39 protein-coding genes and 1 tRNA gene are annotated in these 24,683 nt (G+C 72.9%); 35 read left to right on the top strand and 5 right to left on the bottom strand.

Annotated elements, in window-relative coordinates; all coding sequences use genetic code 11:
- Together GXB85_RS04500 and GXB85_RS04505 are read right to left on the bottom strand one after the other, a co-directional pair.
- The coding region (locus tag GXB85_RS04500; protein ID WP_202627595.1) for a sigma-70 family RNA polymerase sigma factor at positions 1-1,120 on the bottom strand (1,120 nt) is incomplete at its 3' end.
- Positions 1,108-1,836 carry a YciI family protein gene (locus GXB85_RS04505; RefSeq protein WP_161916461.1) on the bottom strand — a complete coding sequence of 243 codons (729 nt, stop codon included), beginning with the start codon at positions 1,834-1,836 and terminating at the stop codon, positions 1,108-1,110. The genes GXB85_RS04505 and GXB85_RS04500, both read right to left, overlap by 13 nt.
- A 435-nt stretch (positions 1,837-2,271) precedes the next feature.
- Here GXB85_RS04505 and GXB85_RS04510 point away from each other — a divergent pair.
- A tRNA-Lys gene (locus GXB85_RS04510) sits at positions 2,272-2,344 on the top strand.
- Here the strand turns inward: GXB85_RS04510 and GXB85_RS18750 are convergent.
- Complete coding sequence (locus tag GXB85_RS18750; RefSeq protein ID WP_161916625.1) at positions 2,306-2,578, bottom strand: helix-turn-helix transcriptional regulator; 273 nt, start codon at positions 2,576-2,578, stop codon at positions 2,306-2,308. The two genes, GXB85_RS04510 and GXB85_RS18750, sit on opposite strands and share 39 nt — an antisense overlap.
- Positions 2,579-2,657: 79 nt before the next feature.
- Here GXB85_RS18750 and GXB85_RS04520 point away from each other — a divergent pair, with 79 nt between their 5' ends.
- Complete coding sequence (locus GXB85_RS04520) at positions 2,658-2,867, top strand: helix-turn-helix domain-containing protein (RefSeq protein WP_202627596.1); 210 nt, start codon at positions 2,658-2,660, stop codon at positions 2,865-2,867.
- Between the two features lie 203 nt (positions 2,868-3,070).
- Here GXB85_RS04520 and GXB85_RS04525 read toward each other — a convergent pair whose 3' ends face one another.
- Positions 3,071-3,391, bottom strand: a complete 321-nt coding sequence (locus GXB85_RS04525) for a hypothetical protein (RefSeq protein WP_161916462.1) — start codon at positions 3,389-3,391, stop codon at positions 3,071-3,073.
- 290 nt (positions 3,392-3,681) lie between these two features.
- Here GXB85_RS04525 and GXB85_RS04530 point away from each other — a divergent pair, with 290 nt between their 5' ends.
- The 19 genes from GXB85_RS04530 to GXB85_RS17785 all read left to right on the top strand — a co-directional run bounded on the left by GXB85_RS04530 (position 3,682) and on the right by GXB85_RS17785 (position 12,728).
- Complete coding sequence (locus tag GXB85_RS04530; protein ID WP_161916463.1) at positions 3,682-3,948, top strand: hypothetical protein; 267 nt, start codon at positions 3,682-3,684, stop codon at positions 3,946-3,948.
- Complete coding sequence (locus GXB85_RS04535; RefSeq protein WP_161916464.1) at positions 3,945-4,268, top strand: hypothetical protein; 324 nt, start codon at positions 3,945-3,947, stop codon at positions 4,266-4,268. Before GXB85_RS04530 ends, GXB85_RS04535 begins: the two co-directional genes overlap by 4 nt.
- 78 nt (positions 4,269-4,346) lie before the next feature.
- Positions 4,347-4,628, top strand: a complete 282-nt coding sequence (locus GXB85_RS04540; protein WP_161916465.1) for a hypothetical protein — start codon at positions 4,347-4,349, stop codon at positions 4,626-4,628.
- A gap of 3 nt (positions 4,629-4,631) precedes the next feature.
- Positions 4,632-4,853, top strand: coding sequence for a hypothetical protein (locus GXB85_RS04545; RefSeq protein ID WP_161916466.1), 222 nt, complete (start codon positions 4,632-4,634; stop codon positions 4,851-4,853).
- A complete protein-coding gene (locus GXB85_RS04550) occupies positions 4,853-5,101 on the top strand; it encodes a hypothetical protein (RefSeq protein WP_161916467.1) in 249 nt (82 codons plus the stop codon). Before GXB85_RS04545 ends, GXB85_RS04550 begins: the two co-directional genes overlap by 1 nt.
- On the top strand, positions 5,098-5,262 hold the full coding sequence (locus tag GXB85_RS04555; protein WP_161916468.1) for a hypothetical protein: 165 nt from the start codon (positions 5,098-5,100) through the stop codon (positions 5,260-5,262). Before GXB85_RS04550 ends, GXB85_RS04555 begins: the two co-directional genes overlap by 4 nt.
- Complete coding sequence (locus tag GXB85_RS04560) at positions 5,259-5,567, top strand: hypothetical protein (protein ID WP_161916469.1); 309 nt, start codon at positions 5,259-5,261, stop codon at positions 5,565-5,567. The genes GXB85_RS04555 and GXB85_RS04560 overlap by 4 nt, the downstream gene beginning before the upstream one ends.
- Positions 5,564-5,842 (top strand): hypothetical protein, encoded by a 279-nt coding sequence (locus tag GXB85_RS04565; RefSeq protein ID WP_161916470.1) that lies wholly within the window; start codon positions 5,564-5,566, stop codon positions 5,840-5,842. The genes GXB85_RS04560 and GXB85_RS04565 overlap by 4 nt, the downstream gene beginning before the upstream one ends.
- Complete coding sequence (locus tag GXB85_RS04570; protein WP_161916471.1) at positions 5,839-6,186, top strand: hypothetical protein; 348 nt, start codon at positions 5,839-5,841, stop codon at positions 6,184-6,186. Before GXB85_RS04565 ends, GXB85_RS04570 begins: the two co-directional genes overlap by 4 nt.
- Complete coding sequence (locus tag GXB85_RS04575) at positions 6,183-6,491, top strand: hypothetical protein (RefSeq protein ID WP_161916472.1); 309 nt, start codon at positions 6,183-6,185, stop codon at positions 6,489-6,491. The genes GXB85_RS04570 and GXB85_RS04575 overlap by 4 nt, the downstream gene beginning before the upstream one ends.
- The gene (locus tag GXB85_RS04580) at positions 6,488-8,053 is read left to right on the top strand and encodes a ParB/RepB/Spo0J family partition protein (protein ID WP_161916473.1); all 1,566 of its coding nucleotides are present in this window, start codon (positions 6,488-6,490) and stop codon (positions 8,051-8,053) included. Before GXB85_RS04575 ends, GXB85_RS04580 begins: the two co-directional genes overlap by 4 nt.
- Positions 8,050-8,763, top strand: a complete 714-nt coding sequence (locus GXB85_RS04585; RefSeq protein ID WP_161916474.1) for a ParB/RepB/Spo0J family partition protein — start codon at positions 8,050-8,052, stop codon at positions 8,761-8,763. Before GXB85_RS04580 ends, GXB85_RS04585 begins: the two co-directional genes overlap by 4 nt.
- Positions 8,760-9,185 carry a hypothetical protein gene (locus GXB85_RS04590; RefSeq protein WP_161916475.1) on the top strand — a complete coding sequence of 142 codons (426 nt, stop codon included), beginning with the start codon at positions 8,760-8,762 and terminating at the stop codon, positions 9,183-9,185. Before GXB85_RS04585 ends, GXB85_RS04590 begins: the two co-directional genes overlap by 4 nt.
- Complete coding sequence (locus GXB85_RS04595; protein WP_161916476.1) at positions 9,182-9,934, top strand: hypothetical protein; 753 nt, start codon at positions 9,182-9,184, stop codon at positions 9,932-9,934. The genes GXB85_RS04590 and GXB85_RS04595 overlap by 4 nt, the downstream gene beginning before the upstream one ends.
- A 124-nt stretch (positions 9,935-10,058) precedes the next feature.
- Positions 10,059-10,868 carry a hypothetical protein gene (locus GXB85_RS04600; protein ID WP_161916477.1) on the top strand — a complete coding sequence of 270 codons (810 nt, stop codon included), beginning with the start codon at positions 10,059-10,061 and terminating at the stop codon, positions 10,866-10,868.
- Positions 10,865-11,533, top strand: a complete 669-nt coding sequence (locus tag GXB85_RS17780) for a hypothetical protein (RefSeq protein ID WP_202627597.1) — start codon at positions 10,865-10,867, stop codon at positions 11,531-11,533. Before GXB85_RS04600 ends, GXB85_RS17780 begins: the two co-directional genes overlap by 4 nt.
- Positions 11,530-11,829 (top strand): hypothetical protein, encoded by a 300-nt coding sequence (locus GXB85_RS04610; RefSeq protein ID WP_161916478.1) that lies wholly within the window; start codon positions 11,530-11,532, stop codon positions 11,827-11,829. The genes GXB85_RS17780 and GXB85_RS04610 overlap by 4 nt, the downstream gene beginning before the upstream one ends.
- Positions 11,822-12,205, top strand: coding sequence for a hypothetical protein (locus GXB85_RS04615; protein ID WP_161916479.1), 384 nt, complete (start codon positions 11,822-11,824; stop codon positions 12,203-12,205). Before GXB85_RS04610 ends, GXB85_RS04615 begins: the two co-directional genes overlap by 8 nt.
- The gene (locus tag GXB85_RS17785) at positions 12,198-12,728 is read left to right on the top strand and encodes a DUF4326 domain-containing protein (protein WP_202627598.1); all 531 of its coding nucleotides are present in this window, start codon (positions 12,198-12,200) and stop codon (positions 12,726-12,728) included. Before GXB85_RS04615 ends, GXB85_RS17785 begins: the two co-directional genes overlap by 8 nt.
- Positions 12,729-12,790: 62 nt before the next feature.
- Here the strand turns inward: GXB85_RS17785 and GXB85_RS04625 are convergent, their stop codons facing one another.
- A complete protein-coding gene (locus tag GXB85_RS04625) occupies positions 12,791-13,489 on the bottom strand; it encodes a hypothetical protein (protein ID WP_161916480.1) in 699 nt (232 codons plus the stop codon).
- A 104-nt stretch (positions 13,490-13,593) separates the two neighbouring features.
- Between GXB85_RS04625 and GXB85_RS04630 the strand changes: the two genes are divergently transcribed.
- From GXB85_RS04630 to GXB85_RS04695, 14 genes are all read left to right on the top strand, one after another.
- Positions 13,594-14,208, top strand: coding sequence for a hypothetical protein (locus tag GXB85_RS04630; protein WP_161916481.1), 615 nt, complete (start codon positions 13,594-13,596; stop codon positions 14,206-14,208).
- Between the two features lie 97 nt (positions 14,209-14,305).
- The gene (locus GXB85_RS04635; protein ID WP_161916482.1) at positions 14,306-15,253 is read left to right on the top strand and encodes a hypothetical protein; all 948 of its coding nucleotides are present in this window, start codon (positions 14,306-14,308) and stop codon (positions 15,251-15,253) included.
- Entirely contained in the window at positions 15,253-15,930 is a 678-nt protein-coding gene (locus GXB85_RS04640; protein WP_161916483.1) for a hypothetical protein, read from the top strand. Before GXB85_RS04635 ends, GXB85_RS04640 begins: the two co-directional genes overlap by 1 nt.
- Positions 15,927-16,139 (top strand): hypothetical protein, encoded by a 213-nt coding sequence (locus GXB85_RS04645; protein WP_161916484.1) that lies wholly within the window; start codon positions 15,927-15,929, stop codon positions 16,137-16,139. The genes GXB85_RS04640 and GXB85_RS04645 overlap by 4 nt, the downstream gene beginning before the upstream one ends.
- An 817-nt stretch (positions 16,140-16,956) precedes the next feature.
- Positions 16,957-17,604, top strand: coding sequence for a P27 family phage terminase small subunit (locus tag GXB85_RS18755; RefSeq protein WP_161916485.1), 648 nt, complete (start codon positions 16,957-16,959; stop codon positions 17,602-17,604).
- A 16-nt stretch (positions 17,605-17,620) separates the two neighbouring features.
- Entirely contained in the window at positions 17,621-19,162 is a 1,542-nt protein-coding gene (locus tag GXB85_RS04655; protein ID WP_161916486.1) for a terminase large subunit domain-containing protein, read from the top strand.
- A gap of 11 nt (positions 19,163-19,173) precedes the next feature.
- Positions 19,174-19,347 (top strand): hypothetical protein, encoded by a 174-nt coding sequence (locus tag GXB85_RS04660; RefSeq protein ID WP_161916487.1) that lies wholly within the window; start codon positions 19,174-19,176, stop codon positions 19,345-19,347.
- Positions 19,344-20,585, top strand: coding sequence for a phage portal protein (locus GXB85_RS04665; RefSeq protein ID WP_161916488.1), 1,242 nt, complete (start codon positions 19,344-19,346; stop codon positions 20,583-20,585). Before GXB85_RS04660 ends, GXB85_RS04665 begins: the two co-directional genes overlap by 4 nt.
- Positions 20,563-21,369, top strand: a complete 807-nt coding sequence (locus GXB85_RS04670) for an HK97 family phage prohead protease (protein ID WP_161916489.1) — start codon at positions 20,563-20,565, stop codon at positions 21,367-21,369. Before GXB85_RS04665 ends, GXB85_RS04670 begins: the two co-directional genes overlap by 23 nt.
- A gap of 57 nt (positions 21,370-21,426) precedes the next feature.
- Positions 21,427-22,674: a phage major capsid protein gene (locus tag GXB85_RS04675; RefSeq protein WP_161916490.1), complete on the top strand. Its 1,248-nt coding sequence runs from the start codon at positions 21,427-21,429 to the stop codon at positions 22,672-22,674.
- Positions 22,675-22,769: 95 nt separating this feature from the next.
- On the top strand, positions 22,770-23,009 hold the full coding sequence (locus GXB85_RS04680; protein ID WP_161916491.1) for a hypothetical protein: 240 nt from the start codon (positions 22,770-22,772) through the stop codon (positions 23,007-23,009).
- Positions 23,010-23,176: 167 nt separating this feature from the next.
- On the top strand, positions 23,177-23,743 hold the full coding sequence (locus tag GXB85_RS04685; protein ID WP_161916492.1) for a hypothetical protein: 567 nt from the start codon (positions 23,177-23,179) through the stop codon (positions 23,741-23,743).
- Entirely contained in the window at positions 23,743-24,198 is a 456-nt protein-coding gene (locus GXB85_RS04690) for a hypothetical protein (protein WP_161916493.1), read from the top strand. Before GXB85_RS04685 ends, GXB85_RS04690 begins: the two co-directional genes overlap by 1 nt.
- Positions 24,195-24,647: an HK97 gp10 family phage protein gene (locus GXB85_RS04695; RefSeq protein ID WP_161916494.1), complete on the top strand. Its 453-nt coding sequence runs from the start codon at positions 24,195-24,197 to the stop codon at positions 24,645-24,647. Before GXB85_RS04690 ends, GXB85_RS04695 begins: the two co-directional genes overlap by 4 nt.
- Positions 24,648-24,683: the final 36 nt, after the last annotated feature.

A 24,683-nucleotide genomic window follows, 5' to 3' on the forward strand; every position in this document is an offset into this window, starting at 1 on the left:
TCGCCGCCGCGCCGTCGTCGGCGAGGAGCGTGCGCAGCGCCGCCAGGCCCCGCGCGGGCTCGCCCGCCGATCCGAGGGCCACGGCCCGCGCGAGCGCGGCGTGCGGGGTCGGCGCGATCGCGAGCAGACGGTCGTACAGGTGGACGACGGTGCGCCAGTCGGTCGAGGCCGCCGACGACGACGTGCTGTGGCAGGCGGCGATCTCGGCCTGCAGCAGGTAGGGCGAGTCACCCCGGGCGAGCCGCTGCGCCGTGCGGAGCGCACGCACGCCGTCCTCAGCCGTCGCGCGGTCCCAGAGCGCGCGGTCCTGCGCATCGAGGGGGACCAGCTCGCCGTCGGCGTCGAGCCGGGCCGGACGGCGCGCGTCGTGCAGCAGCTCGAGCGCGACCAGCGCGTGCACCTCGGGCTCGTGCGGCAGCAGCTCGGTCAGCAGGCGCGCGAGGCGCACGGCCTCGGCGCACAGCTCGGCCCGCACGGGGCTGTCGCCCGCGCTCGCCGAGTAGCCCTCGGTGAACACGAGGTAGACCACCGCGAGCACCCCGCCCAGCCGCGCGGGCAGCTGGTCGCGCTGCGGCACGCGGTACGGGATGCGCGCATGCGTGATCTTCTGGCGCGCGCGCACCAGGCGCTTGGCCATCGCTGCCTCGCCCACCCCGAACGCCCGCGCGATCTCGGGCACCGTGAGCCCCGCGACCGTCCGCAGCGTCAGCGCCACGCGCGCGTCGAGGGGCAGCGCGGGGTGCGCACACGTGAAGACCAGCCGCAGACGGTCGTCGGGCACGTCCTCGCCCCCGGTGACCACGTGCTCGGCGGCCGCGCGCTCCTCGACCAGGGCGACGTCGCGCATCCGCCGTCGCTCGGTCGCACGGCGCCGCAGCCTGTCGTGGGCCTCGTTGCGCGCGACCGTCGTGAGCCACGCGCCGGGCCGCAGCGGGACGCCGTCGTGCGGCCACCGGACGGCGGCGCGCGCGAACGCCTCCTGCGCGCAGTCCTCCGCGAGCGCCCAGTCGCCCGTGAGCCGGATGAGCGTCGCGACCACGTGGGACCACTCGTCGGCGAACGCGCGCCGCAGCGCGACGTCGACGGCGTCGTCCGCCGTACCGGAGGTCACATCGGCCACAGCGGGCGCACCTCGATCACCCCGACCCTCGCCGCGGGGTGCGAGCCGGCCGCGTCGAGCGCGGCGTCCAGGTCGGGCACGTCGAGCAGGTTGTAGCCCGCGACCTGCTCGGCGAGCTCGGCGTACGGGCCGTGCGTCACCAGGGTGCGTCCGTCGCGCACGCGCACGGTCACGGCCTCGCCCGCGGGGCGCAGCGGCGCGCCGCCGCGGTCCGCGTCGCGGCGTCCCATCTCCTCGATCCACTGCCCGGTCGTGAGCCCGTCGACGTCGCGATCGTCCTGGGGCGCCCCTGGCACCGCCGCCATCAGCAGCAGGTACGTCGACTCACCCGGCAGCAGGTCGCCGTCCTCCCGGGGCGCGTCCACGGGCGACCACCCGTCCGGCCCTTCCTCGTGCGGCCACACGCGGCGCAGCTCGAGCGAGCCGAACCGCGCGACCGGGTGACCGGCCGCGACCTCGATCGCCTCCTCGGGGCTCGCGACGTCGAGCAGGTCGAACCCGGCGATCTGCTCCGCCACCTCGGCGAAGGGTCCGTGCGTCACCGTGAGCTCGCCGCCCCATGTGTGGACCGTCGTCGCGTCGGACGGCGGTCGCAACCGCTCGCCGAACAGGTACTGCCCGCGGCGCAGCGCCTCGGCGTGCCAGACGGTGGGGTCGGCCTCCTCGGGCGTGGGGTCGGCGTCCTCGGGCACTCGCACGAGCATCAGGTAGCGCATGGTCTCTCCTTCGTCACGCGACCGGCGAACCCGGTCCTCACCCCCACGACGCACGACGTCGTCCCGGGAGGACACCTCGCGGAGGGTGTCCTGCGAGCGCCCGGCGCGACGTCGGGAGGGCGTGCCGCACGGCGTGGCACCCGTCCACGACGGAACGCTGCCAGGAGTCACGATGAACGACCAGACCTGGGCCCTCGCGATGCTGGGCCCGGCGCGCACCGCGCGCGACGCGACGTCAGCCCTGCCGGACGCGCCGGTGGTCCTGGACGAGCCACGACCGCGGCGCGCCCGCCGCCCTGCACGACGGCTCCGTTCGCGACGCCTCGCCCGCACCGCTCGCCCTCGTCCTTGGTGACCCACCACCATGCCGACCTGGTCACCTGCCGACGAGGAGCCTGTACGCCGTAGCCTGTGCACGGCGCCGCCGTCGCGCCCGGGCCTCTAGCTCAATTGGCAGAGCTGCGGACTTTTAATCCGTAGGTTGAGGGTTCGAACCCCTCGGGGCCCACACCAGCTCGTCGATCGTGACGCCGAGCACCGTGGCCGCACCGGCGAGATCCCGGGCGGTCCACGTGATCGCTCCGCGCAGCTTCTTGCTGAGGACGGACTGCGTCATACCCATCGCCTCGGACATCGCGGTCTGCGTCAGACGGCGATCCCACATCAGGTGATGGACGTTGCGACCGATCTCGACGTCGAGGTCACGGGTGACGGTTGCCTCTGCGGGGCCTGTTGCTGCCATGCGCGTCAATCTAGGCCAGTCGCGTCAATCCTGTCTAGGTGCTTGACGAACAGTCACGTCAGGACTAGCGTCTCGCGACATGACCAGTCACGACGCGACAGAACGGTCCAAGAACGACTGGCTGACCTCGGCTGAGGCGGTCGCTCTCCTCCCGGGCGTGACCATCCGCACCCTCCAGCGGTGGGCAGACAGCGGCAAGGTCCCCTCGGCAACGCTGCCGTCGGGCCGCCGGCGCTTCCGCCGCGCGGACATCGAGGCGCTCCTTGAGGTCTCTCGGAGCGCGTCGTGAGCGCCCTCGAGTGGGCCGTCGTCACCGGGCTCGTCGCCTACCAGGCCGTCCTGGTGGCGCTCATCACGCGCTACGGGCGCAAGCGCGACCTGGAGCGCGCCACCGCCGCCTTCACGTCGGCCTGGTGGGACGGCTGGTGGAACGAGCCCGCCCTCGCCCACATCGTGCGCGGTGCCAACTACCGCGCCGACGCGCTGCCCGACTCAGCCGTCGCGCTCGTCGAGCTCCTGCGCGCTCGCAGCAGTAGGCGCGGGTTCCCTCCCGGTGGGCGGGGCAGCAGTCAGCTTCGCAAGCTGGGTATTGAAGCCCTCGACGAAGTCGTCCTGGTCCCGGACCTCGGCCTGGACGCCGATCCCGGGACCGAGCAGGACGAACGTCCGACTCGGCGCGCGACCGGGCAGGCCCACCATGACCGGCACCCCGCTCAGTGCGGCATGCCTGGCTGTGGCAAGGATCTGACCGAGGACGCGGTCCTCGAGGAAGTCGCCCCCGGCCTGCTGACCCTCGTATCGCAGCACACCCATGACTCGTCTCCTTCGGTCGGACGGTTCCCGGTTCCCGCCGGGCCCGTCGTCGGCGCACCTGGCACGGGGGTGCCTGGTGCTGATGTCCCGACCGTAGGGGGCCCGGGCGACACTGCGGGGTCCGTCTCCGCCTCGCCGTCGTCGACCCAGAGCCCGGTCGGGGGCGACACGCCTCCGTCGCTCCCGACCGAGGCCCGCCACACCTTCGCGATCGAGTGCCTCCGCACCGGCGGTTGCGCCCTGCCCGCCGGTCACCGCGGCCGCTGCCGCCCCATGACGGGCGGTGCCCGATGATCATCACCACGCACGTGCGCGGCGGGATCCTCGTGTCCGCTGGCGCCCAGCGCTCGCAGGCCGACGTCGAGGAGCTGCTCGCCGCGTGGGCCCCGGCCCGCACCGACGACTCGTCCGTCCTGCCCCCTTGGGCGGACGAGCCCACCCCCGACGTTCCTGGCGGTCCCCTCCTGCCGCCGGTCGCAGCGTCGGTGGTGGGCCCGGTCGGGGAGGGTCCTCGCTTCCCCTCCTCGGCCGGGCGCCCTCTGGCGGTGACGGCATGAGCACCGCGACCCCGGCCGACGTCCCAGGCCGCCAGCCCCCCGCTCGGTTCTTCGACGACCGCGGCGTGAACGGCCACCCCACCACTCCAGCGCAGCGTCGCGCGCAGGCGCGCAACGGCCTGCTGGTCGCGACGAAGCGCCTGGGATCGGCGCTCGACGCGCTGTGCGGCCACGAGGACGACCTCGACCTGACGCTCGAGCGCTTCGACCGCGCCCTGGACCGGTTCGACGCGGCCCGTGCCGAGTTCGACGCCGTGCTCGCCGCCGCAGCGGACCAGATCCCCCGCCCGACCGCTCGCCGCCGGACGGCGAGCCCCTGAGCGGGTCGGGCCGCACTCCCCCGGCGGCCCGGCCATGAACCCCACGGTCTTCGACGACTCGGAAGGACACCACACACCATGCCCACCACCACCAAGGCCCCGCGGGGGGCTCGCTTCGACAGGGCCCAGCGCGACACCCTCCGGCGCCAGCCCGTCCGGATCGTCGAGCACGGGACGTTCGTGGACGGCGAGGCGTTCGCCCGCCCCGCTCTCACGCTCTTCGGCGACTCGCGCGGCACCCACGAGCTGGTGGACCTCTCCCTCGGCGAGATCCCGTCCACGGGCCTGTCCCGACGTGAGCGCCGCCAGCCCACCGCACGCGCTAAGCGTCGCCTTCGCCGGCAGAACCAGGGGCGCTGACTCATGGCCACGACCCGCGTCCTGTCCCCGGTCCGCTCGGCCGCGACGATGCCGCGCCTCGAGCTCGAGGAGTCGGCCTACCGCCGCATCGAGTCGCTCTCGGCGATCTACGGGACCGACTCCCCGCAGGTGCGCGGCGCGCTCGCGCGGTGGGGCAAGGTCCTCGAGCGTCAGCCCGAGCGCGACGACCTCATGCCCCTCGTCCAGGCCACGGGTGGTGCGTGATGGCCACCACCCCGCACTCGGTCCCGGTCAGCGTGTTCATCGAGCTCCGGGTCGGCGGCCAGGTCCTGAGCCCGGGCGCCGTGGTGATCGGGAACATCGACGCGAAGGTCACCCGCACCGAGGCCGGCGTCGACGTCGACCAGACCGCGCTTGCGCGGGGCCTCGCCCGGGTCCTGACCCAGACCGCCGCGGACGCGCGGTTCACGGCCGACGTCATCGCGGCGCAGGCGCCGGGCGGTGCATCGTGACCCCGGCCCAGCTCGCCCGCGCGCTCGAGTACGGCGCGCTGGTCGAGCGTGAGCATCTGGCCGGCCTCGCGGTCCGTGACGCGGCGTTCACCCACGCGTACCGGGTGGCGAGGTTCTTCGGCGGCGCGCGCCGCGCCCGCACCCGGGTGGTGGCGTCGTGAAGTGGGGCCGCAGCCCGCTCGAGCGGCCGACCACGCCGCCGGTGCCGTGGCCGCTGGACGAGGCCGAGCGCGCCTCGGGTGCCCGCATGGTCGGGTCCCTGGTGATCCTGGTCCTCGCGAACCTCGTGCTCGTCGTGCTCCTCGTCCTCCTGTGGGTGGGTCTGCCGTGGGTGGCTCTGGTGGGTGCACTCGTCATGATCGCCGCCCTGCTCTGGTCGCGCCGCCCCGGTGCCGCAATCGCCTTCACCGCAATCGCCTTCGCGTTCGTCGTGGAGCTCGCCCTCGCGGGCGGTGGTCGGTGGTGAGCGGGGACCGGTTGAGCGCGACGGACGCACTCTTGGCGTGCGCGGCCGCGACGTCGCGGACCGAGATGTACACGGCGCGGATGGCGATGATCCGCGCGGGCGGTGAGGTCCTCAAGGACCTCGACCGCACGACGCTGGTCGCTGGTGACGGGACCGCGGGCCGACACCTGCTCGCCGGGGTCGGGAGCGCGCAGGTGGACTCGTGCGCGATCCGCTCGTCCCGCCTCGAGGTCCGCCTCCTCGGGTCGCTGCCCCGCGGGGGTGGTGCTTCGTGAGCACGACCACCCCCGCCGCGGCGGCCGCCGCGAAGGACTACGGGCAGCAGCTGTCGATCGACGACCTCCTGGCCGACGACGTCGACGCGTTCCTCGACATCATCGCCGCGGTCCGCCCGGGCGCGGAGTTCACCGTGAACGACGTTCGCGCCCGCCTCGACGAGGTCGGCGTGCCGGACAAGGCGCGTGGTGGGCTCTTCGCGAAGGCCGCGAAGGCGGGCCTGATCCGCCCCGCGGTGATCGACGTCGACGGGCACCGCTACCCGAAGACCGTCCCCTCGACCGGAGGGTCCGCGCACGCCGCCCGGGTGCGCGTGTACGTGCGGATCGGGGCGCCGCCGTGAGCACGGGCCGCGTGATCCAGCCGTGCAAGGCCGGGTGCGGGCAGGAGATCCAGCTCGTCGTGATCATCCCGACCCGCCTGGTCCCGGGCACCGAGCGCAAGCGCATCCCGCTGGACCTCACGTTCGACCCCGCCGACGGCCTGCCCCCATCCCACGCCATGAACTTCGGCCGCACCCGGTGCCGGCCCATCACACCTGACCACCCGATCGAGGACCACGAGGTCCCCGCGATCACCCACTTCGCGACCTGCCCCGCACGGTCCGCTCGCACACCGGTCTCGACGGCCACGGAAGGAACACCATGACCACCACCACCACGGCGGCGAAGGCCCCCGCGAAGCGCGGTCGCCGGCCCGTGCCCGCCCCGGACACGACGTCGACGTCGACGACCGGCCTGGACGCCCTCACCACGGGCGCCCCGACGACGGCGCCGTCGTCCCTCGTCGCCCTGGACCTGGTCCACCCGCACCCGGACAACCCGCGCCGCGACCTGGGCGACCTGACCGAGCTGACCGACTCGATCCGTGCGCACGGCGTCCGTCAGAACCTCCTCCTGGTCCCCGACCCCGACCAGCCCGGCGAGTACCGCACCGTGATCGGGCACCGTCGCACGGCCGCGGCCCGCCTCGCGGGCCTGACGCACCTGCCCGCCGTCGTCGACGACACCCTCACCCCGGCCGAGCAGCTCGAGCTCATGCTCCTGGAGAACATCCAGCGCACCGACCTGACCCCCGTCGAGGAGGCCGACGGCTACCAGGGTCTCCTCGACCTCGGCGTCGACGTCGCCCAGATCTCCGCCCGCACCGGCCGCTCCGAGACCACCGTCCGTTCCCGCCTGCGCCTCGCGATGATGCCCGGCCCCGCGCGCGCCGCCGTCCACGAGCACCGCGCCACCCTCGAGGACGCCGCCGCCCTGACCGACTTCGACGACGACCCTGACACCCAGGCCGCGCTCGCGGACGTGATCGGGACCGACGACTTCGCCTACCAGCTCGCGGCCGCGCAGCGCCGCAGGACCCGACGCAAGGCGATGGAGCCGCTGCTGAAGCTGCTCCGCGCCGCGAACGCGGTCGAGCTGGCGGACGTCGACAAGGACGGCGTCCCGGCGGGCCTGGGCCGCGCGCTCGCCTACGACCCCGACGTCCGTATGCCGAGCACGCACGGCACTTCGTGGGTCACGCTCGAGCGCGCGACCGAGATCCTCGAGGAGGTCGCGGCCGGGTGGGCGTGGGCGATCCGCGGGTTCTCCGGAGACCTGTACGTGTACCGGCCGCAGAACCTCGAGGAGGTCGCGACCGAGGAGGCCCGGCCCGCGCCGGTCGACCCGCCGTGGCTGGTCGCGCAGCGTGAGCGGGACGCCGAGCGTGAGGCGGCGCGGGAGCGGTTCGCCGAGCTCGCGGACGCGACCCAGACCACCCGGGAGGACTTCGTGCGCGGGCTCCTGGCCCGCAAGCAGCTGACCCAGGCCGAGCAGCGCGAGCTCCTCGCGTTCACCGGCTTCGAGATGCTCCTCGGCGCGTGGCTCGACGACCCCGACACGTTCGCGCCGTCGTGGCAGCACGACGACCCGGACCGCCTCGAGCGGTGGCTCGGCGTCGACCGGGACGCGATCCTCGCGCAGGCCGCGGATGACGAGGTCGACCCCGAGGACGCCGTCGACCAGGCGGTCCGCACCGCGATCGCGGACACCCCGCCCGCGCACCGCCTCCTGCTCGGCCTGGTCCTCGCGAACGAGCCCGTCACCTGGCAGGGCTGGTGGCGCCCCTACCGGGGTCTGCGCGCCTGGTACGCGCTTCTCGAGTCCCTCGGGTACGTCGTCTCCGACGCCGAGCGGACCGCCCTCGAGCCCGAGAGCCCCGAACCGTGAGCGGCCACATGATCCCGCTCGAGCGGATCCACCCCCACCGCGGCAACATCCGCAAGGACCTGGGTGACCTGACCGAGCTCGCGACCTCGATCCGCGCTCGCGGTGTGCTGCAGCCTCTGGTGGTCGCGCAGACCGGGCGTGGGTTCGTCGTCCTCGACGGGCACCGGCGTCTCGCCGCGGCGAAGCTCGCCGGCGTCGCCACGGTGCCGTGCCTGGCGGTGAAGGCCGGCGACGACGAGCGGGACACCGCGGTGATGCTCGCGGCGGCGATGCACAAGGCGCTCGAGCCGATCGAGCGCGCGGCCGCGTTCAAGCGTCTGCGCCGCCGTGGCCTGTCGGTGAGCGAGATCGCGCGCCGCACCGGGTACTCGACGTCGACGGTCTCCCAGGGCCTGATGATCGCCGACCTCCCCGCCGAGGCGCAGGACATGGTCGCCGAGAAGCAGATCACCGTCACCCAGGCCACGCAGATGGCCCGCGAGGTCCGCCGCTCCTCGACTGGCACCGCCAGCGTCCGCGCACCCCGCCCCGCCTGGTTCACCCCCGAGCACCGCCTCGCCCCGGCCGTCCGCGCCGCCTGCGGGCACACCGAGACCCGCAAGGTCCTCGGCAAGGCCGGGTGCGGGCAGTGCTGGGAGGACGCGATCCGCTTCGACGAGCGAGAGCGCGCAGCCACCCGTCAGCCCGTCACCTCGGGAGCGACCTCATGACCACCACCCAGCCCACCCCCGCGACGACGCCGTCGTGGGTGCGGAGGTCGATCACCCCGTGCGTGACCGCGTCGTGCTCGTCCTGCGGTGAGCCCTACGCCGACACCTACACCGGTCACGCCCACCACTTCGCCTCGGTCGACGAGCTGACCGCGTCGCTGGCCGCGCTCGCCGCGGACTACGACCCCCCGCACACCCCGCCGTGGGTCGTGCAGGGCGCTGAGCTGCTGTGCTGGCCGTGCCGCATGAAGCGCACGTGCGCCACGCAGGGGCACCTCTGGACCTTCGTCGAGCCGGTGCACCTGCCCTCCCTCCGCGTGACCGCACCGGGCCACTGGTGGTGCACCCGCACGTGCGGGGCGACGTCGACCAGCGACCCCGCGATCGCGGTCACCCCGCTCGAGCTGGAGGCGGGCCTGTGAGCACCGCGACGCTGTACCTGCGCAACGGCGACCTGCGACCCGCGCTCTCCGCCGTCGTGCACCACGCCGGCGCAGACGACGACGACGTGTTCGGGCGGATCCGCATCGCCCTGGCCTACCCCACCCAGGCCGTGGTCTCCGCCGTCGACGGGTACACCGCGGCCGCGGCGTCCGTCGAGGTACCCGACGTCCTCGCCGACGAGCTGCCCGTCATCGACCTCCCCCGCGAAGCCGTGCGCGACGTCCTCGCGGTCTTCAAGCCCCCGTCGGGCAAGGACGACCGCACCCAGTGGAACGCCGAGAGCCTGCGCGTGGAGACCACCGACACCGAGGTGACCTTCACCGAGGCCGGCGCACTGATCGACGGGAAGTCCCTCACCGTCGCCCGCTGGAGCTCCCCACCCGACCGCTACCCCGACGTCCCCTCCCTCCTCGCCGGCGCGCTCGCGGTCACCGACCTCGACCCCCTCCAGGGCTTCGTGAACGCGACCCTCGTCGCCCGGTTCGTCGCAGCCGGCAAGGCCTACAGCGAGCCCCTCGTCCTGCGCCACCTGGCCCGCCCCCGCGGCTACCTCGTCAGCGTCGGCGACGTCTTCACCGGCCTGCTCCTGGGCATCCGCGCCGACGAGGAGATGGCCCAGCGCGCCGAGGACCACCGCGACGCCTGGACCGCCGCCCTCACCCGCCTGTCCCGCGAGCCTCTCGAGGACAAGCTCCGCGCCCAAGGACTGGAGGTCGTCACCCCATGAGGTACACCGTGCTCGACCACGTCGCCCGCCGAGCCCAGCGACACACCCACCCCGACGCTGGCGGATCCGCGGAAGCCTTCGACCTGGTGCAGCGCGCGATCGCGGTCCTGCGGGGTGAGACCCGATGAGTGCGTCGGCCCCGGCGTACTACAAGCGCTACCGCCTCGACGTCGCCCAGGGCGTGGACCGCAGCTACGTCGACGTCACCGTCGTGCGCGCGCACCTGCACCGGCTCCTCGCCGCTGGGATGACCCGCCGCGGCATCGCGATCGCCGCCGGCGTCTCGCCCACGACCGTGGGCCGGGTCCTGGACGGCCACTACGCCGCCTGCCAGCGCGCCGCGGCGACCCGCCTGCTCGCCGTCACCCCGGAGCGACTCCTCACCCGCCCCGACCCCGACGGGTTCGTCCCCGCCGTCGGCGCCCGCCGTCGCATCGCCGCGCTCCTCGCCCTCGGCTGGCGCCACGCCGACATCGAGCAGCACATGCCCACCAGGCACCGCTCGTCCGTCGTCCTGAACCAGGCCGGCCAGTGGATCACCCGCCAGACCCACGACGCCGTCACGACCGCCTACGACGCCCTCTCCATGCGCCCCGGCCCCTCAGCCGCGACCCGAGCCCGCGCGGCCCGCCGCGGCTACGCCCCACCCCTCGCCTGGGACGACGACACCATCGACGACCCCGCCGCCAGACCAGCCCTCGAGCACCCCGACGACGGCGACATCGACCAGGTCGCCGTCGAACGCGCGATCGCCGGCGACCTCGGTCCCGACCGCCCCCTCACACCGGCAGAACGCGCGCTCGCGGTCGCCACCCTCGCCCGCCGCGGCCACACCGACACCGACATCGCCGCCCGACTCCACATCACCGACCGCACGGTCCTCCGCGACCGCCAGAGCAACCACATCCCATCCACCTGGAGGGCAGCGTCATGACCGACCCCTACACCCACCACCGCGACCAGGCCCTCACCGAGCTCACCGACGCCCGCCAGATGAACGGCCAGCCCCAGGCCGCATCCGTCGGCATCGCCCAGGTCCACGCCACCCTCGCGCTCGCGGCCGCGACCCGGGGCGAGACGGTAACGCTTGCGGAGTACTCCGAGTCGATCGAGCTGTTCCCCCTCACCGCGTGGGAGCGGGAGCTGGACCGGCAGCGCCCGGCTGAGTACGTGTACGTCGCGTCGTCGTGGCGCAACGACCGTCAGCCCTGGGTCGTCGACGCGATCCGCGCCGCCGGGATCGGCGTGTACGACTTCAAGAACCCGGGCGAGAACGGCGGGTTCCACTGGTCCGACGTCGACCTGCAGCGCGAGCGCGACCGCAGCAGCGTCGACGACTACCTCAAGGCACTCGAGCACCCCCGCTCGATCCAGGGCTACACCTCGGACTTCGACGCGATGCAGCGCGCCGACACCTTCGTGCTCGTCCTGCCGTGCGGCCGCTCCGCGCACCTCGAACTCGGCTGGGCCGTCGGGCAGGGCAAGCGCACCGCGATCCTCCTCGAGGACCCGTGCACCCCCGAGCTGATGTACCGGATGGTCGACCACCTCGCCCGCGACGTCGACGACCTCATGACCTGGCTGCGAGGTGACGCGTGAACGCCGCAACCCGCACCCCGTCCCGCCTGAACTGCGGGTGCATCGCGTGCCGCGCGTGCAAGGGCACCGGCCGCGTCCACGCGCCCGACCAGCCCGTGACCCTGTGCACCAGGTGCGAGGGGTCCCGGCACTCCCGCTCGCCGCGCGTGCGCCGGGCCGCGATCTTCGGCATCAAGGTCTGGCTCGTCGCCACCCATGCCCCACACGTTCCCGGCGGCTACGTCCTCCGTGCCGCTCCCACCTGGGACGAAGCGATGGCGCTCGCGAACCGGATTGGCGGTGGCGGCCGTGGGTGACCTGACCGTGTGGAAGTTCGCCGTCCCGATCACGGACCAGCCCGTCGTGGAGATGCCGGGCTGGCCGCAGATCCTGAGCGTCGCGGCGACGAGTCCGCGTGAGCTCGCGCTGTGGGCGGTCGTCGACCCCGACGCCGAGCCGGTGCGGCACGCGTTCGAGCTGCGCGGCACCGGACACCCGCTCGGCCGGGTGGGATCGCACATCGCGACGATCCAGGACCCGCCCTTCGTGTGGCACCTCTTCGAGGCCGACCCCGCGGCGCCGCCAGCGTGCGGGCACTGGGTCGAGGGCCAGAACGGTGCGGTCATCCACGCCGCAGTGTTCGCGTGCCGGGTCTGCGCGGAGTACCACGGTGGGGAGGCTGGCCGTGGCTGACCGGATCCGCCTGTCGCGCAAGAAGGGCTGGCGCCTGCCCGCCGGCGCCGTGAAGGTCGACCGCACCACGGTGTACGGGAACCCGTTCAAGGCCGGCGAGCCGAACGGTCTCGGCTGGGGCCCGGTCCGCGACACCGAGCACGCCGTCTGGCTCTACCGCCACTGGCTCACCACCCCGTCCCGCTCGATCGTGTTCGAGCGCGACCGCCACGACCGCATCCTGCGCGCCCTGCCGAAGCTCACCGGGCGCGACCTCGCGTGCTGGTGCACCGCCGGCGGCGCCTGCCACGCCGATGTTCTCCTCGAGCTCGCGAACCGCCCCGCCCTCGACCTGTACGTCGAGCTGATGCTCTCGACCTCCCTGCCCCTGACGCAAGACGAGGCCATGACCGCCGTCGGGCAGCTCGCCACCACCCGCGGCATCGACCCCGCCGACCAGGACGCGATGGCCGGCGTCGTCCTCCGCGTCACCACGGCCGGCCGGACCGGCATCGCCGCGCACCCTGACGGAGATGCCCCGTGAGCAACGCCCGCCCGGCCGGGGCTCCCAGCCCAGATGCCGACCGTCGATGCCCTCGCGCGACGCTACTGGCCGCGGATCAGCGGGAGGACCAGCCCGGAGATCACGCTGCCCACGACGATGCCGCCGAGGCCGAAGACCAGTCGCATCTTCAGGTCCCGCGCGTGGTCCGCCAGCTCCTTGCGCGTGTGGAGGGTGTCGACTCGCAGGTGGCCTCTCCCCAAGGCACTAGATCGGAGGGCTCGATAGCGCCCCCACCCCCACCCGATGACCGCCACAGTGAGCGACCCTCCGAGCACCCGCGAAGGGAGATCGTCCAGGGCATTGACCAGCCACAGTCCCCCCACAGCGACGACCGCGGCGAGGCTCAGGCCGACGACGCCGAGCCACCGCGCACGTGGCATCTGACGACGGCCGCCCGCCAGTACTCGCAGGGTGTGCTCCTTGAACTCCCGCTCGCATGCGTCGCCTGCCGCGATGCTGATGTAGCCGTGGTGCTGTTCGAGGATGTGGAGTTCCGAGGCCGCGCCGCCTCCGTCATGAATGCGCGCCCTGACAGTGGCGTTCGACCACGCCCCAGGCCCGATGCTGTCGATCTCGTCCCTGGCGTAGTTGCGTCCGCGCGCGCGGACGACGACATCCTCGTAGTAGGGCGTTGGCCAGTTGATGTGCACGAGTGCGTCCATCAGCTCCCTGATGTCGTCGAGCACGAGGGTGACGGGCGCAACGGACACGACACCCGGCTCCTGCGCGATGAATGGCATTCGTACATCGCTGTACGCCACCGGGCCGCAAGCCCAGTTCCACACTCGTCTGAGCACACTCGCTTCCGCCATGCGGGGACGCTAGCCGACTCGAAGGTCCACCAGTGAGCGCCGCCGCCCCCGACTTCGCCCACACCCAGCGCGCGGAGAACAACCGGAAGCGCAAGGCCCACCACCTCGCGCTCGCGGCCGCGTCGATGGGCCTGCAGTACTACGAGCTGAAGGTCGTGGGCGGCTCGCAGGCCGAGGCAGACACCAGGGCCCGTGTCCGCCGTGCCGCGCGGGTCGATCGGGACCCGTCGGTGGAGACGTGGCAGCTCGCGATCGGCATGCTCCTGGCCCGCTCCGCGACGGTGCCGGGCGTCCAGCAGTGCGCGCGGTGTGACGCCTACGTGCTGCAGGTGACCACCGAGGCGGGCTCGAAGGTCCTGATCGACCCGTTCTCCCACCCGTCGGGGTCGGTGTTCCCGCACACGAACGGGCAGGGCCGGCAGGTCGCCCGGGTCCTCGCGGGTCACGAGCCGAAGCCCGACGAGCCCCTGTACCGCCAGCACACCGCCTCGTGCCCGGCGAGCCCCACTGCGCTGCGCGCCCGGGCCCGCCGGTGCCTGGTGTGCTCCCGCGAGCTGGACGCCGTCCTGGCGGCCCGTGACCCGTCCTACACGACCCACCCGTCGTGCGAGCCCGGGGAGGAGGTGTCCGACCGTGCCCACGCCTGAACGCTGCGGTTCCTGCGGCGGGGTGATCAACCCCCAGACCGGAGAGTGCCGCTGCTCCGACTGAACCCCTCCTCGAGCGAACGGAGATCCTCGGCCGATGCCCTGGCTCAAGAGCGGCGACAACGCCGCCACGTACCCCAAGGTCATGCAGATCGCGGGGTTCCGGGGCGTCGACCCGCAGACCGTCGTCAACGAGGTCTTCGGCTGGCTGGCCCGCTGCATGCTGCAGTGCGCGGGTCACACCACCGACTACCACCTCGACGTCGGCACCGCGTACATGCTCGGCGGTCCCCGGACCGATGCCCTGGTCGCGCTGTGCAAGCGCGCCGGCCTGCTGAGCGAGGTGAAGCTCGACGGGATCAAGGCGTACAAGCTCATCGAGGATCCCGAGTTCATGCACATGCGCCTGAAGGCGGAGATCGACGCGGAACGGCAGCGCCAGCGCGACAACAGCAACCCGGCCCTGACGGTGCCGGTCACGCTGCGCGACGGCGACAACTGCCGGTACTGCGGGGTCCTGACCCAGTGGCGCGGGAAGACCTCAGCGCGCACCCGCACCCTCGACCACCGCGAGGGCCTGGGCGAGCCCGCCACCGTCGACACGCTCGTGGTGGCGTGCATGCGCTGCAACTCCTCGCGCCAGCTCAACCCGCAGTGGGACGAGGACCACCCCCTGCGCCCCGCGCCCGCGACGCCTCTGTGGGGCGTGTGGGCCGCGGACTACCTGACCAAGCACGGCTACCCGACCGAGCCAAACGTCGACCTGGAGCAGCAGCAGCGACCGGCGCCAGCGCCTGGCGCGGACCCCGCACCCCAGCGTGTGCGACCCGCGACGGCGCCCGGCGACGACCCCGCGCAGCGCCCGGCGAAGTCGACTTCGAACTCACTTCCGAGCCCTATACGAACGAGTTCTCTCGGGTCGGGTCGGGACGGGTCGGGCCTGGGCAGTGACGGGTCTGGTGGGGCTGGGTCTGGCGCACGACCATCTCGCCGCCGCGGTCGACGTGGTGGGCGCTCTCGAACGACTGCACGAGGAGACTCCTGATGACGACCCACGCCCAGACCAAGACCGACGACCGTGCTGCCGGCCAGGTGCTGACTCAGCGGATCCAGGACCGGGTGGACGACCTCACGCGCCCCTCGACGACCCGCGAGCACCAGCCCGTGTGGAACCGCGCCAAGGGCAGGTTCGACCACCGCCCGCACGTCGTCGAGCACCCCTCGCTCGTCGAGCAGCTCGAGCGCGCCGTCGGCGGCACCACGGGCCCGTCGAACTCCGCCGGCGCCTACGAGTCGAAGCCGGCCGCGCGGATGGACGCGCTGGACGCGCTCACCTCGATGAAGGCCGAGGCAGCCCGGGTCGTGAGCTACCTCCTCCGCGAGCAGCCCCGCGCGCTGGTCCCGAACCTCCAGCTCCTCGCGGCTCGCGCGCACGACCTCGACGCCGACGACCTCCGCTACGTCGATGCCCTCGTGCTCGGCTGGTGGGGGCGGGCCCGCGTGACGACCGGGTGGGACTCCCCCGCGTGGCGGCCGCACGTGCGGTGCATGGCCTGCGACCGTCTCGACTCGCTGCGCGTGCGCACTGAGCCGCTCGTCGCGGCCTGCCTGTCGTGCGGTGCGGCGTGGGACGCTTCGAACATCGGGATCCTCGGCAACCACATCCAGATCGCCCTCGCCGACCCGATCGACCAGACCGACACGAGGGACGCCGCATCATGAGCCCCGTCCCCCTGCGCACGATCCTCGAGGAGGAACGCCGGCGCATGGCCGTGCTGTGCGAGGCCCTCGGCATCGACCCCGGCGTGGTCGTCGATGTCCGGTGGACCGCGACGGCTCCGAAGAAGGTCACGGTGACGATCCTCGACGACCCGGCCACCGGTGACCGGCACGACGAACAGCACGACCTGCCCAACCCATGGCCCAGGTGACCGGACCTGGGACGACGACACGCCGACCCCGGAACGCCGGGGACGTGCTGGCGTCAGGACCGTTCGAGCGCGTAGGATCACGGCTCGTAGGGACAGGTGTCTCCAGGCCCAGCCGATCCGGCTGGGCCTTCGTGCTTCCCGGGGGCCGCACGCACCCCGGGTTCTGCAGGTCGCCCGCGCGAGCGGTGCGAGGTCTGGCGGCCCAACTTCCGTGGGCGTCGAACCGTCGAGCGACCCGACGGCGCCAGACCTCACCTACCGATCCGTCCCCGCCGTCGCCCTGGACCGCCCGCGCAACCCAGCCGATGCGATCGGCGCCCGGGGCGTGAGACCGACGACGGCGGGAGACCAGCGTTGCCCTGCATCTCGTGCGGCGCCCCGGGCTACCGCCGCTCCTGCCCCACCTGCACCAGGGGTAGGGACCGGGCGCGGGGCACGACGACCGAGCGCGGCTACGGCGCGGAGCACCAGCGACTGCGCGCGGCGTGGCAGGAGCGCATCGACGACGGTGAGCTCGTGCTCTGCCCGCGCTGTGGGGAGCCGGTGGAGCCCGGCATGGAATGGGACCTCGGGCATTCCGATGACCGCAATTCCTATTCCGGTCCGGAGCATTCTCGGGAATGCAATCGCGCGGCGGGCGGGCGCGCCGCCCACGGCCGCTGACCTGGGCATCTACCCCCAGGGGGCGGTGCAAAAGTCCAGGTCAAAGGCCCGCCATTGACCCGCGCCCAGGCGTCTGCACACACGCTCAGAACTCCTACGAGATCACCATTCCGAGGTCACCAACTCGAAATCGGGGCCGGGGAGGGAGCCGACCGTGGGCCGACCCCCGAAGCCGCTCGAGCAGCGCGAGAAGACGGGCCGCTCGAAGGGCCGGGACTCCGGTGGCCGGCCCCTGCCCGAGGTCGTCGTCGAGCTGCCCCAGGCCTCGGGTGTCCCCGAGGTGCCGGGCACGCTGCGCACTGCCGATCGCGCCACCGAGTGCCCGTTCCTCCCCCGCGACGCCGGCGAGGACGACGAAGCGGACGGCCCGCCCGGGTGCGACATCTGCGCTCGCGAGCTCGCGGTGCTCGCCTGGACATCGCTGTGGACCAACGGCGGCTCGTGGCTGTCGCTGCAGCGCGACGGGCGGATCCTCGAGCGCCTATGCCGGGCCTACGACGAGGAGGCGCACCTGCAGCGCGCGCTCCACGAGGACGGCCCGTGGGTGGCCGGCCAGCGCGGCGGGCTGGTCGCGCACCCGGCCGTGACCATGCTCCGCGTGCTGCAGGACCGAATCACGAAGTGGGAGGGCCTCTGTGGCTTCAACCCTTCGGACGGCGGCCGCCTCGGGGTCAAGGTCGGGCGGGTCGGGGAGAAGTCGACGCTCGAGCAGCTCCTCGAGCGGCGCGCGGCGGGGCGCGGTGCCCCGACGCGTCGGGCACAGCGTCCTGCCGCCCGCAAGAGGGCTGCCAAGAGCGACTGACATCGGCGGCGGCGTCGTGCTGCCGCGCTACTCCCCGCCCCGGTTCCCCGAGGTTCTCCCCCGCGGCCCGGAGCTGTGGGACCCGGCCAAGACGCGGTGGCGCGAGTCGAACACCGACGGGCTGTTCGCGTGTGACCTGATCGAGTCCTACCTGCGGCTGACGAAGGGCCTGCTGCGCGGGCAGGTCGTCCAGCTGCGCATGTGGCAGGGCGACCTCGTGTGCGACGTGCTGCGCACCGATGCGTTCGGCCGGCGCGTCTACTGGACGTACCTCGTGCTCCTGCCGAGGAAGAACTCCAAGTCGCTCCTGGGCGCAGGCCTGGCCCTGGACGGGATGCTCGACGAGCCCGGCGCTGAGGTCTACTCGTGCGCCGCGGACAAGGACCAGGCCAAGCTCATCTTCAAGGAGGTCCGTACCTCCGTCGAGATGTCCCCGGACCTCGACGCGAAGCAGGGCGGGATCTTCAAGGTCTACCGCGACGCGATCGAGTACCCCGCGACCGGGTCGGTCTACAAGGCGCTCTCCGCGGAGGCGTTCACCAAGGAGGGTCTCAACCCCTCCCGGGTCCTGTTCGATGAGCTCCACGCCCAGCCCAACTGGGAGTTGTGGAACGTCATGAACCAGGGCTCGGACACCCGTGACCAGCCCCTCGTGGTCGCGATCTCGACCTTCGGGGTCATGACGGACACCACGGGCCAGACGTCGGTGGCCAAGGCCCAGCACGAGTACTTCGAGCAGATCGTCTCCGGGGAGACCGTCGACCCCCGCTTCGGTGGCCGCGTCTACAGCGCGAAGCTCGGCGAGCACGACGACTACCTCGACGAGCGGGTGTGGTTCGAGGCGAACCCGGCCCTCGGGGACTTCCTGCACCTGGAGAAGATGTCCGCGGTCTCGCGGAAGATGCTCCCGCCCGAGTTCAAGACCAAGCGCCTGAACATCTGGGTCACCTCCTCCAACCCGTGGCTGCCCGACGGCACCTGGGACGCGTGCCGCGACCCAGAGCGCACGATCGAGGACGGCACGCCCGTCGTGCTCGCCTTCGACGGGTCACGCTCCAACGACGCGACCGCGATCCTGGCCGTCACGATCGAGGAGCGGCCGCGGCTGCAGGTCGTGGGCCTGTGGGAGAAGCCCGACGACGGGTCGGTGTGGAAGGTCCCGCGCGGCGAGGTCAAGGACGAGATCCGTCGCGCGTGCCGGCGGTTCAAGGTCAAGGAGATCGCCTGGGACGAGTTCCTGTGGCAGGACGCCGCCGAGGAGCTGCTCGAGGAGAAGATCCCCGTCGAGTACTTCCCCCAGACGCCCGAGCGCATGCGCCCGGCGACCCAGCGCTTCTACGAGCGGGTCATCGACCGCGACCTCACCCACGACGGCGACGCGCGCCTGGCGCGCCACGTCGGCAACACCGTGCTGAAGACCACCTACCGCGGCTCGCAGATCGCCAAGGACAAGCCCGACAGCCCCCGCAAGATCGACCTCGCGGTGTGCGCGGTCATGGGCGTCCAGCGCGCCGAGTGGTGGTACTCCAACGGCGACTCAGGCCCGAACATCTGGTGAGGAGGACCGCCGTGCTCGCAGCTGCCCTCTTCGTGGCCGGGCTCGTCGCGATCGTCGTGGCGATCGCGATGCTCGCCGGGCTCTGGTGGGGAGTGCTGGCCGGCGGCGTCCTGCTCGTCGCGCTCGCCGTCCTCACGAACGCGGCGACACCCGGGAAGGCCGAGCCCGGCGGTGACGCCCGGTGAGGGCCCTGGACGCCCTGTCGGGGCTCGTGGCGCGCTCGACGTACCTGGAGAACCCGAACAACCCGCTCACGGGCGGGCGGCTGATGTCCGAGCTCGACGGCCCCGGGGACCTGTGGTCCAACGGGGCGACCGGAGACCCACTGTCGGTGGGCGCCGCGTTGCGGTGCGTGCAGATCCTCGCGGCCGGCGTCGCCGGGTGCCCGATCAAGGTGCGGGAGCGAGGCAGCCGCGAGGACGTCCGGATCCCGGCGCTGGTGGCTGAGCGCGCCGGGACGACGCCGTTCGAGATGTGGGAGACGGCCGTCTCCCACCTGGCGCTGTGGGGCAACGCGTACATCCGCAAGGTGCGAGCCCGCGACGGCCGGATCGTCGAGCTCGTTCCGATCCACCCCGCGCGGGTCAGGGTCGAGGTCGTTGACGGCGACGCGGTCGGCCTGCCCTACGTGAAGAAGTTCACCGTCGACGGCAAGCTCCCGCTCACCGAGCGGGAGATCATGCACATCCCGAACCTCTCGACCGACGGCGTGCAGGGCGTCTCCGTCGTCGGCCGGGTGCGCCGCACCTTCGGCCTGGCTTCCCACGCCGAGCGGCTCGCGGACCAGATGTACGAGAAGGGCATGCTCCAGTCGGGGTTCCTCTCGACCGACGCCGACCTCGACGAGGACAAGGCCACGATCCTCAAGGACCGGTGGCGCGCGAAGCTCGCCGGCATCGATAACGCCTACGAGGTCGCGGTCCTGGACAAGGGCACCAAGTTCCACCAGCTGTCGATGTCCCCGGCCGATGCCCAGTTCCTCGAGACCCGCAAGTTCCAGACCACCGAGATCGCCCGCCTGTTCGGCGTCCCGGGCTGGATCATCAACGACCAGGAGAAGTCGACCTCCTGGGGCTCGGGCATGGAGCAGCAGTTCATCGCCTTCGTGGTGATCACGCTCAAGCCCTACTTCCACCGCATCGAGCAGCGCATCACGCGCGAGATCTGCGACCCGACCACCGAGAAGGCCGAGTTCAAGGTCGAGGGCCTCCTGCGCGGCGACTCCAAGGCCCGGGCCGCGTTCTACGCATCGGGCATCCAGCACGGCTGGATGGTCCCCAACGAGCCGCGCGAGCTCGAGGACATGGCACCCGTCCCGTGGGGCAACGAGCCCTACCGCCCCTACAACGCGTCCGCCTCCTCCCAGACGGACAACGACGACGACACGCCTGGAGGCGACGATGACGACGACGCTGACGCGTAGCCCGGTCGAGACCGCCGGCGCGTCCCCCGTCCTCGAGCGGCGCACCCGCGCGCTCGCCGACACCGACGCGCGCCTGCTGCGCGCCGACGGCGACGAGGAGGCCCGCCGGTTCGTCGGGCACGCCGCGGTGTTCAACTCCCGCACCACCATCGGCAACCCCCTGAAGTGGGGCTGGTACGAGGAGATCGCCGAGGGCGCGTTCGACAAGACCCTCGCCGAGGGCGACGCCCGGTTCCTCGTCGACCACGACACCCGCATGCTCGTCTCGCGCGTCTCGGCCGGCGACCTGCGCCTGTCCACCGACGACATCGGCCTGGCCGTCGACGCCGACCTGGACACCGAGCTGTCCTACGTCCGCGACCTCGTCCGCAACCTCGACAAGCGCCGCATCACCGGCATGAGCTTCGGCTTCTACGTGGTGCGCGACCGCTGGGAGGAGATCGAGGTCACCGTCACCGGCGCCGACGGCAAGGACACCAGTGCCACCGCCGTGCTCCGCACGATCCTCGAGGTCCGCCTCCTGGAGGTCTCCGCCGTCACGTTCCCCGCCTACGAGGACACCGACGCCGGCCTGCGCAAGATGGCCGACGAGGTCCGCGCCGCCCGGGGCCTCCCCACCGACTCCCCCTCTCCGCAGGGGGCCCGTCCCGCGCCGGCCGACGCCACCCGGGACGACAGCACCACCAGCGACCCCGCGCCGGCCGACGCCACCCGGGTCCTCGCGAGGCAGGACGAGCGCGCCACCGCGCTCGCCGCGCGCTACAGCCTCACCTCCCGGGGCTGAGCCGCACTACCAGCACGGCCCTCGCGGCCGACCCCTACACATCACTGAGGAGTGATCGTGAACGCACGCCTGCGCAAGCTCCTGGAGGAGCGCGCCACCGCCTGGGCCCAGGTCCAGGACATCCAGGCCCGCCGGGCCAAGGACGGGTACGAGCCGACCCAGGAGGACGGCGAGACCTACACCCGCGCGCTCGACGACGTCGAGCGCCTCAGCCGGGAGATCGAGGACGAGGAGCGCGCCGAGCGTCTCCGCGGCCAGATGGACGCGATCGCCCCCGGGCAGCGCGACACCAACCCGCGCACCGGCGAGGAGAGGCCCGACGTGGCGGACGCCTACCGGGCAGCCTTCGACAAGCTCCTGCGCCGCGGACTGGGTCGCCTCTCCGCCGACGAGCAGGAGCTGCTCGAGCGCGGCTTCGTCGCCTCCGAGGAGATCCGCGCGCTCGCGGCCGGCACGGACACCGCCGGCGGGTACACGGTGCCCGAGGAGTTCCTGCGTCGGATGGTCGAGGCCCAGAAGGCCTTCGGCGGCATCGCGCAGCACGCCGAGGACATCGAGACCGCCACGGGTGCCGACCTGCGATGGCCGACGAGCGACGACACCGGCAACGTCGGTGCGATCCTCGCGGAGAACACCCAGGTCACCGAGCAGGACCTGACGTTCGGCAACGGCACCCTCGGGGCGTACACGTACACCTCGAAGATGGTCCGCGCCTCGCTGCAGCTGCTGCAGGACTCGGCGTTCGACATCGGTGGCTGGCTCGCCGGCAAGCTCGGTGAGCGCATCGCCCGTGCCGCGGCCGCGCACTTCGCCACGGGCACCGGCACCGGGCAGCCCCAGGGTCTGGTGACCGGTCTCACGCTCGGCGGCCAGACGGCCGCCGTGGGCGCGATCGCCTACGACGACCTGGTCGACCTCGAGCACGCGATCGACCCGGCGTACCGCAACGGCAACCAGCGCTACATCCTGCACGACACGGCGCTGCGCGACGTCCGCAAGCTGAAGGACGGCAACGACCGGCCGCTGTGGGTGCCGGCGATCGCGGGCGGCCCGCCCTCGACGATCAACGGGCACCCGTACACCGTCGACAACGGGCTCGCCGCCGTCGCGGCCGGCGCGGAGCCGATCGTCTTCGGCGACATCCGCCAGGCGTACATCGTCCGCCGCGTGCGCGGCGCCCAGACGATGCGCCTGACCGAGCGCTACGCCGACTTCCTGCAGGTCGGGTTCCTCGGCTTCCAGCGCTTGGACGGCAAGGTCCAGAACACGGCCGCGGCCGCTGCGCTCACGGTCCGCGCGGCCTGAGCCGCCGTACCCAACCGGAGGTGGGCGCCTCCCCGAGGACGCCCACCTCCGGTGACCGCACGACCCTCGCTCCCCGCATCCAGAAGGAGGCCGTCATGGCCAGCACGAAGCCCAAGCACGAGCCCGACAAGGGCGCGGCCGAGCTGCCGGCGTCGGCCAAGGTCGACGTCGTCGCGGTCCCCTCGCTCAAGGCCGACGGCACCCCGGACCAGACCCCCGGGTTCGTCACGACCGCGGAGGACCTCGACCACGCCCAGTCGCGGCAGAAGTCCACGCAGGACAGCGCCGAGGAGACCGAGCAGGCCGTCAAGGCCGTGGTCCGCGGGGACGAGTGACCCGTGGCCGCTGACCGCCCCGTGGGGCGCCCCCAGGACGACCAGGAGGCCACGCGCGCCCGCGCCCGTGCGACCGCCCCGGAGCGGCCTGAGAGCGCCCCACGGGAGGTCGCGGCGACCGTGACCCGGCCCGAGGACGTCCGCCGCGCGAAGGGTCCCGAGACGCGATGAGCGAGCCGCCTCCCGCCGACGAGCGGTTCGTGACCCAGGCGGAGCTCGCGACGTTCCTGAAGATGACGCCCACGCACGAGGAAGCGACCAGCGCGCTCCTGAGCGAGGTCCTGGACGCCGCGCTCGAGCAGGTCGAGCTCCGTGTCGGACCGCTCGTCTCGGCGTCGCAGACCTACGTGGTCTACCCGAACGGGCGCAACCTCGTCCTGCCGGCGACCCACCTGGTCTCCGTCGGGACCGTGACCGACCCTCACGGCAACGTCGTCGACGCCGACCTGATCGACACGAACCTCCTCTCGGGGATCGTCACCGTGCCCTCGACGGTCGCCGGCAAGTGGACCGTGCAGGCCACCACCCGCGAGCACGGCGCATCGCTGAAGCAGGCCGTGAAGATCATCGCCGCACACCTGTGGGAGTCCCAGCGCGGCCGCGCCGGCGGCGGCGCCCGGGCGGGCGCGTACACCGCGGCCGCCGACGCCGACCCGACACCGAAGATGGGCTTCGCCCTCCCTCGACGCGCGCTCGAGCTCATCAAGCCCTTCACCGTGCCTGGGCCGCACTGATGGCCAGCGCCGGACCGACGCGGATCCACGCCGTCGTCGACAAGCTCATCGACATCTCCGGCGAAGCGACGGGCCTGCAGGTCCTCGACGGCCCACACGTTGGCGAGGTCATGCTCGAGGCGCTGTGCGTCGGGTTCACCGACGGCCCCGACCGCCCCGGGTACACCGTCGACGTCTCCCGCCAGCAGGGCATGGGTCGCCCACGCCTGCAGGAGGACTTCACCGTCCGCGTGCTCATGACGATCACCTCGGGCGACACCGACATGGCCACCCTGCGCTCGCGGGCCGCGGTGCTGATCGGCCAGCTCGACACCGCGCTGCGCGACGACGTCGTGGTCGACGGCGCATGGGACCGCGCGGTCGTGGGCGGGGCGATGGACTGGATCCCGATCCAGCACGAGCAGGGCGCGACGTGCAACGTGATCTTCACCGTCGAGGGCTCGAGCCTGCTGTGACGGTCTCGACGCACTACGTCGACGAGGGCGGCGCCCCCGGGCTGCGCCTGGTCGCCGCAGATCTCGCGCGCCTGCCCAAGGAGGTCCACACCAGGCTGCGCCCGAGGTTGCGGCGCGCGGGCGAGACGACGCTGCGCCGTGCGCAGGCGAACGCGGCGTGGTCCTCGCGGATCCCGGGCGCCCTGTCGCTGCGGGTCTCGTTCTCCAAGCGTGCGCCCGGCGTGACGATCGTCGCCTCGACGGCGGCCGCGCCGCACGCGCGCGCGTTCGAGGGCATCCTGCGCGACTCGTTCCGCCACCCCGTCTTCGGGATCCGGGACGCGGCGTGGGTGGAGCAGTCCGCTCGCCCGTACCTGCGTCCGGCCGCTCAGGCCACCGGCGGGATGGTCGTCTCGGAGTCCGTCGCGGCCGTCGACGAGGCCCTGACGGCCATCGGCATGACCCGCTGAACCAGCCCCCCCAACCGCACGCCCCCTACCCCGCGA

Source organism: Cellulomonas sp. APG4 (genome assembly GCF_009996735.1).
In the GTDB taxonomy this organism is placed as follows: Bacteria; Actinomycetota; Actinomycetes; order Actinomycetales; family Cellulomonadaceae; genus Actinotalea.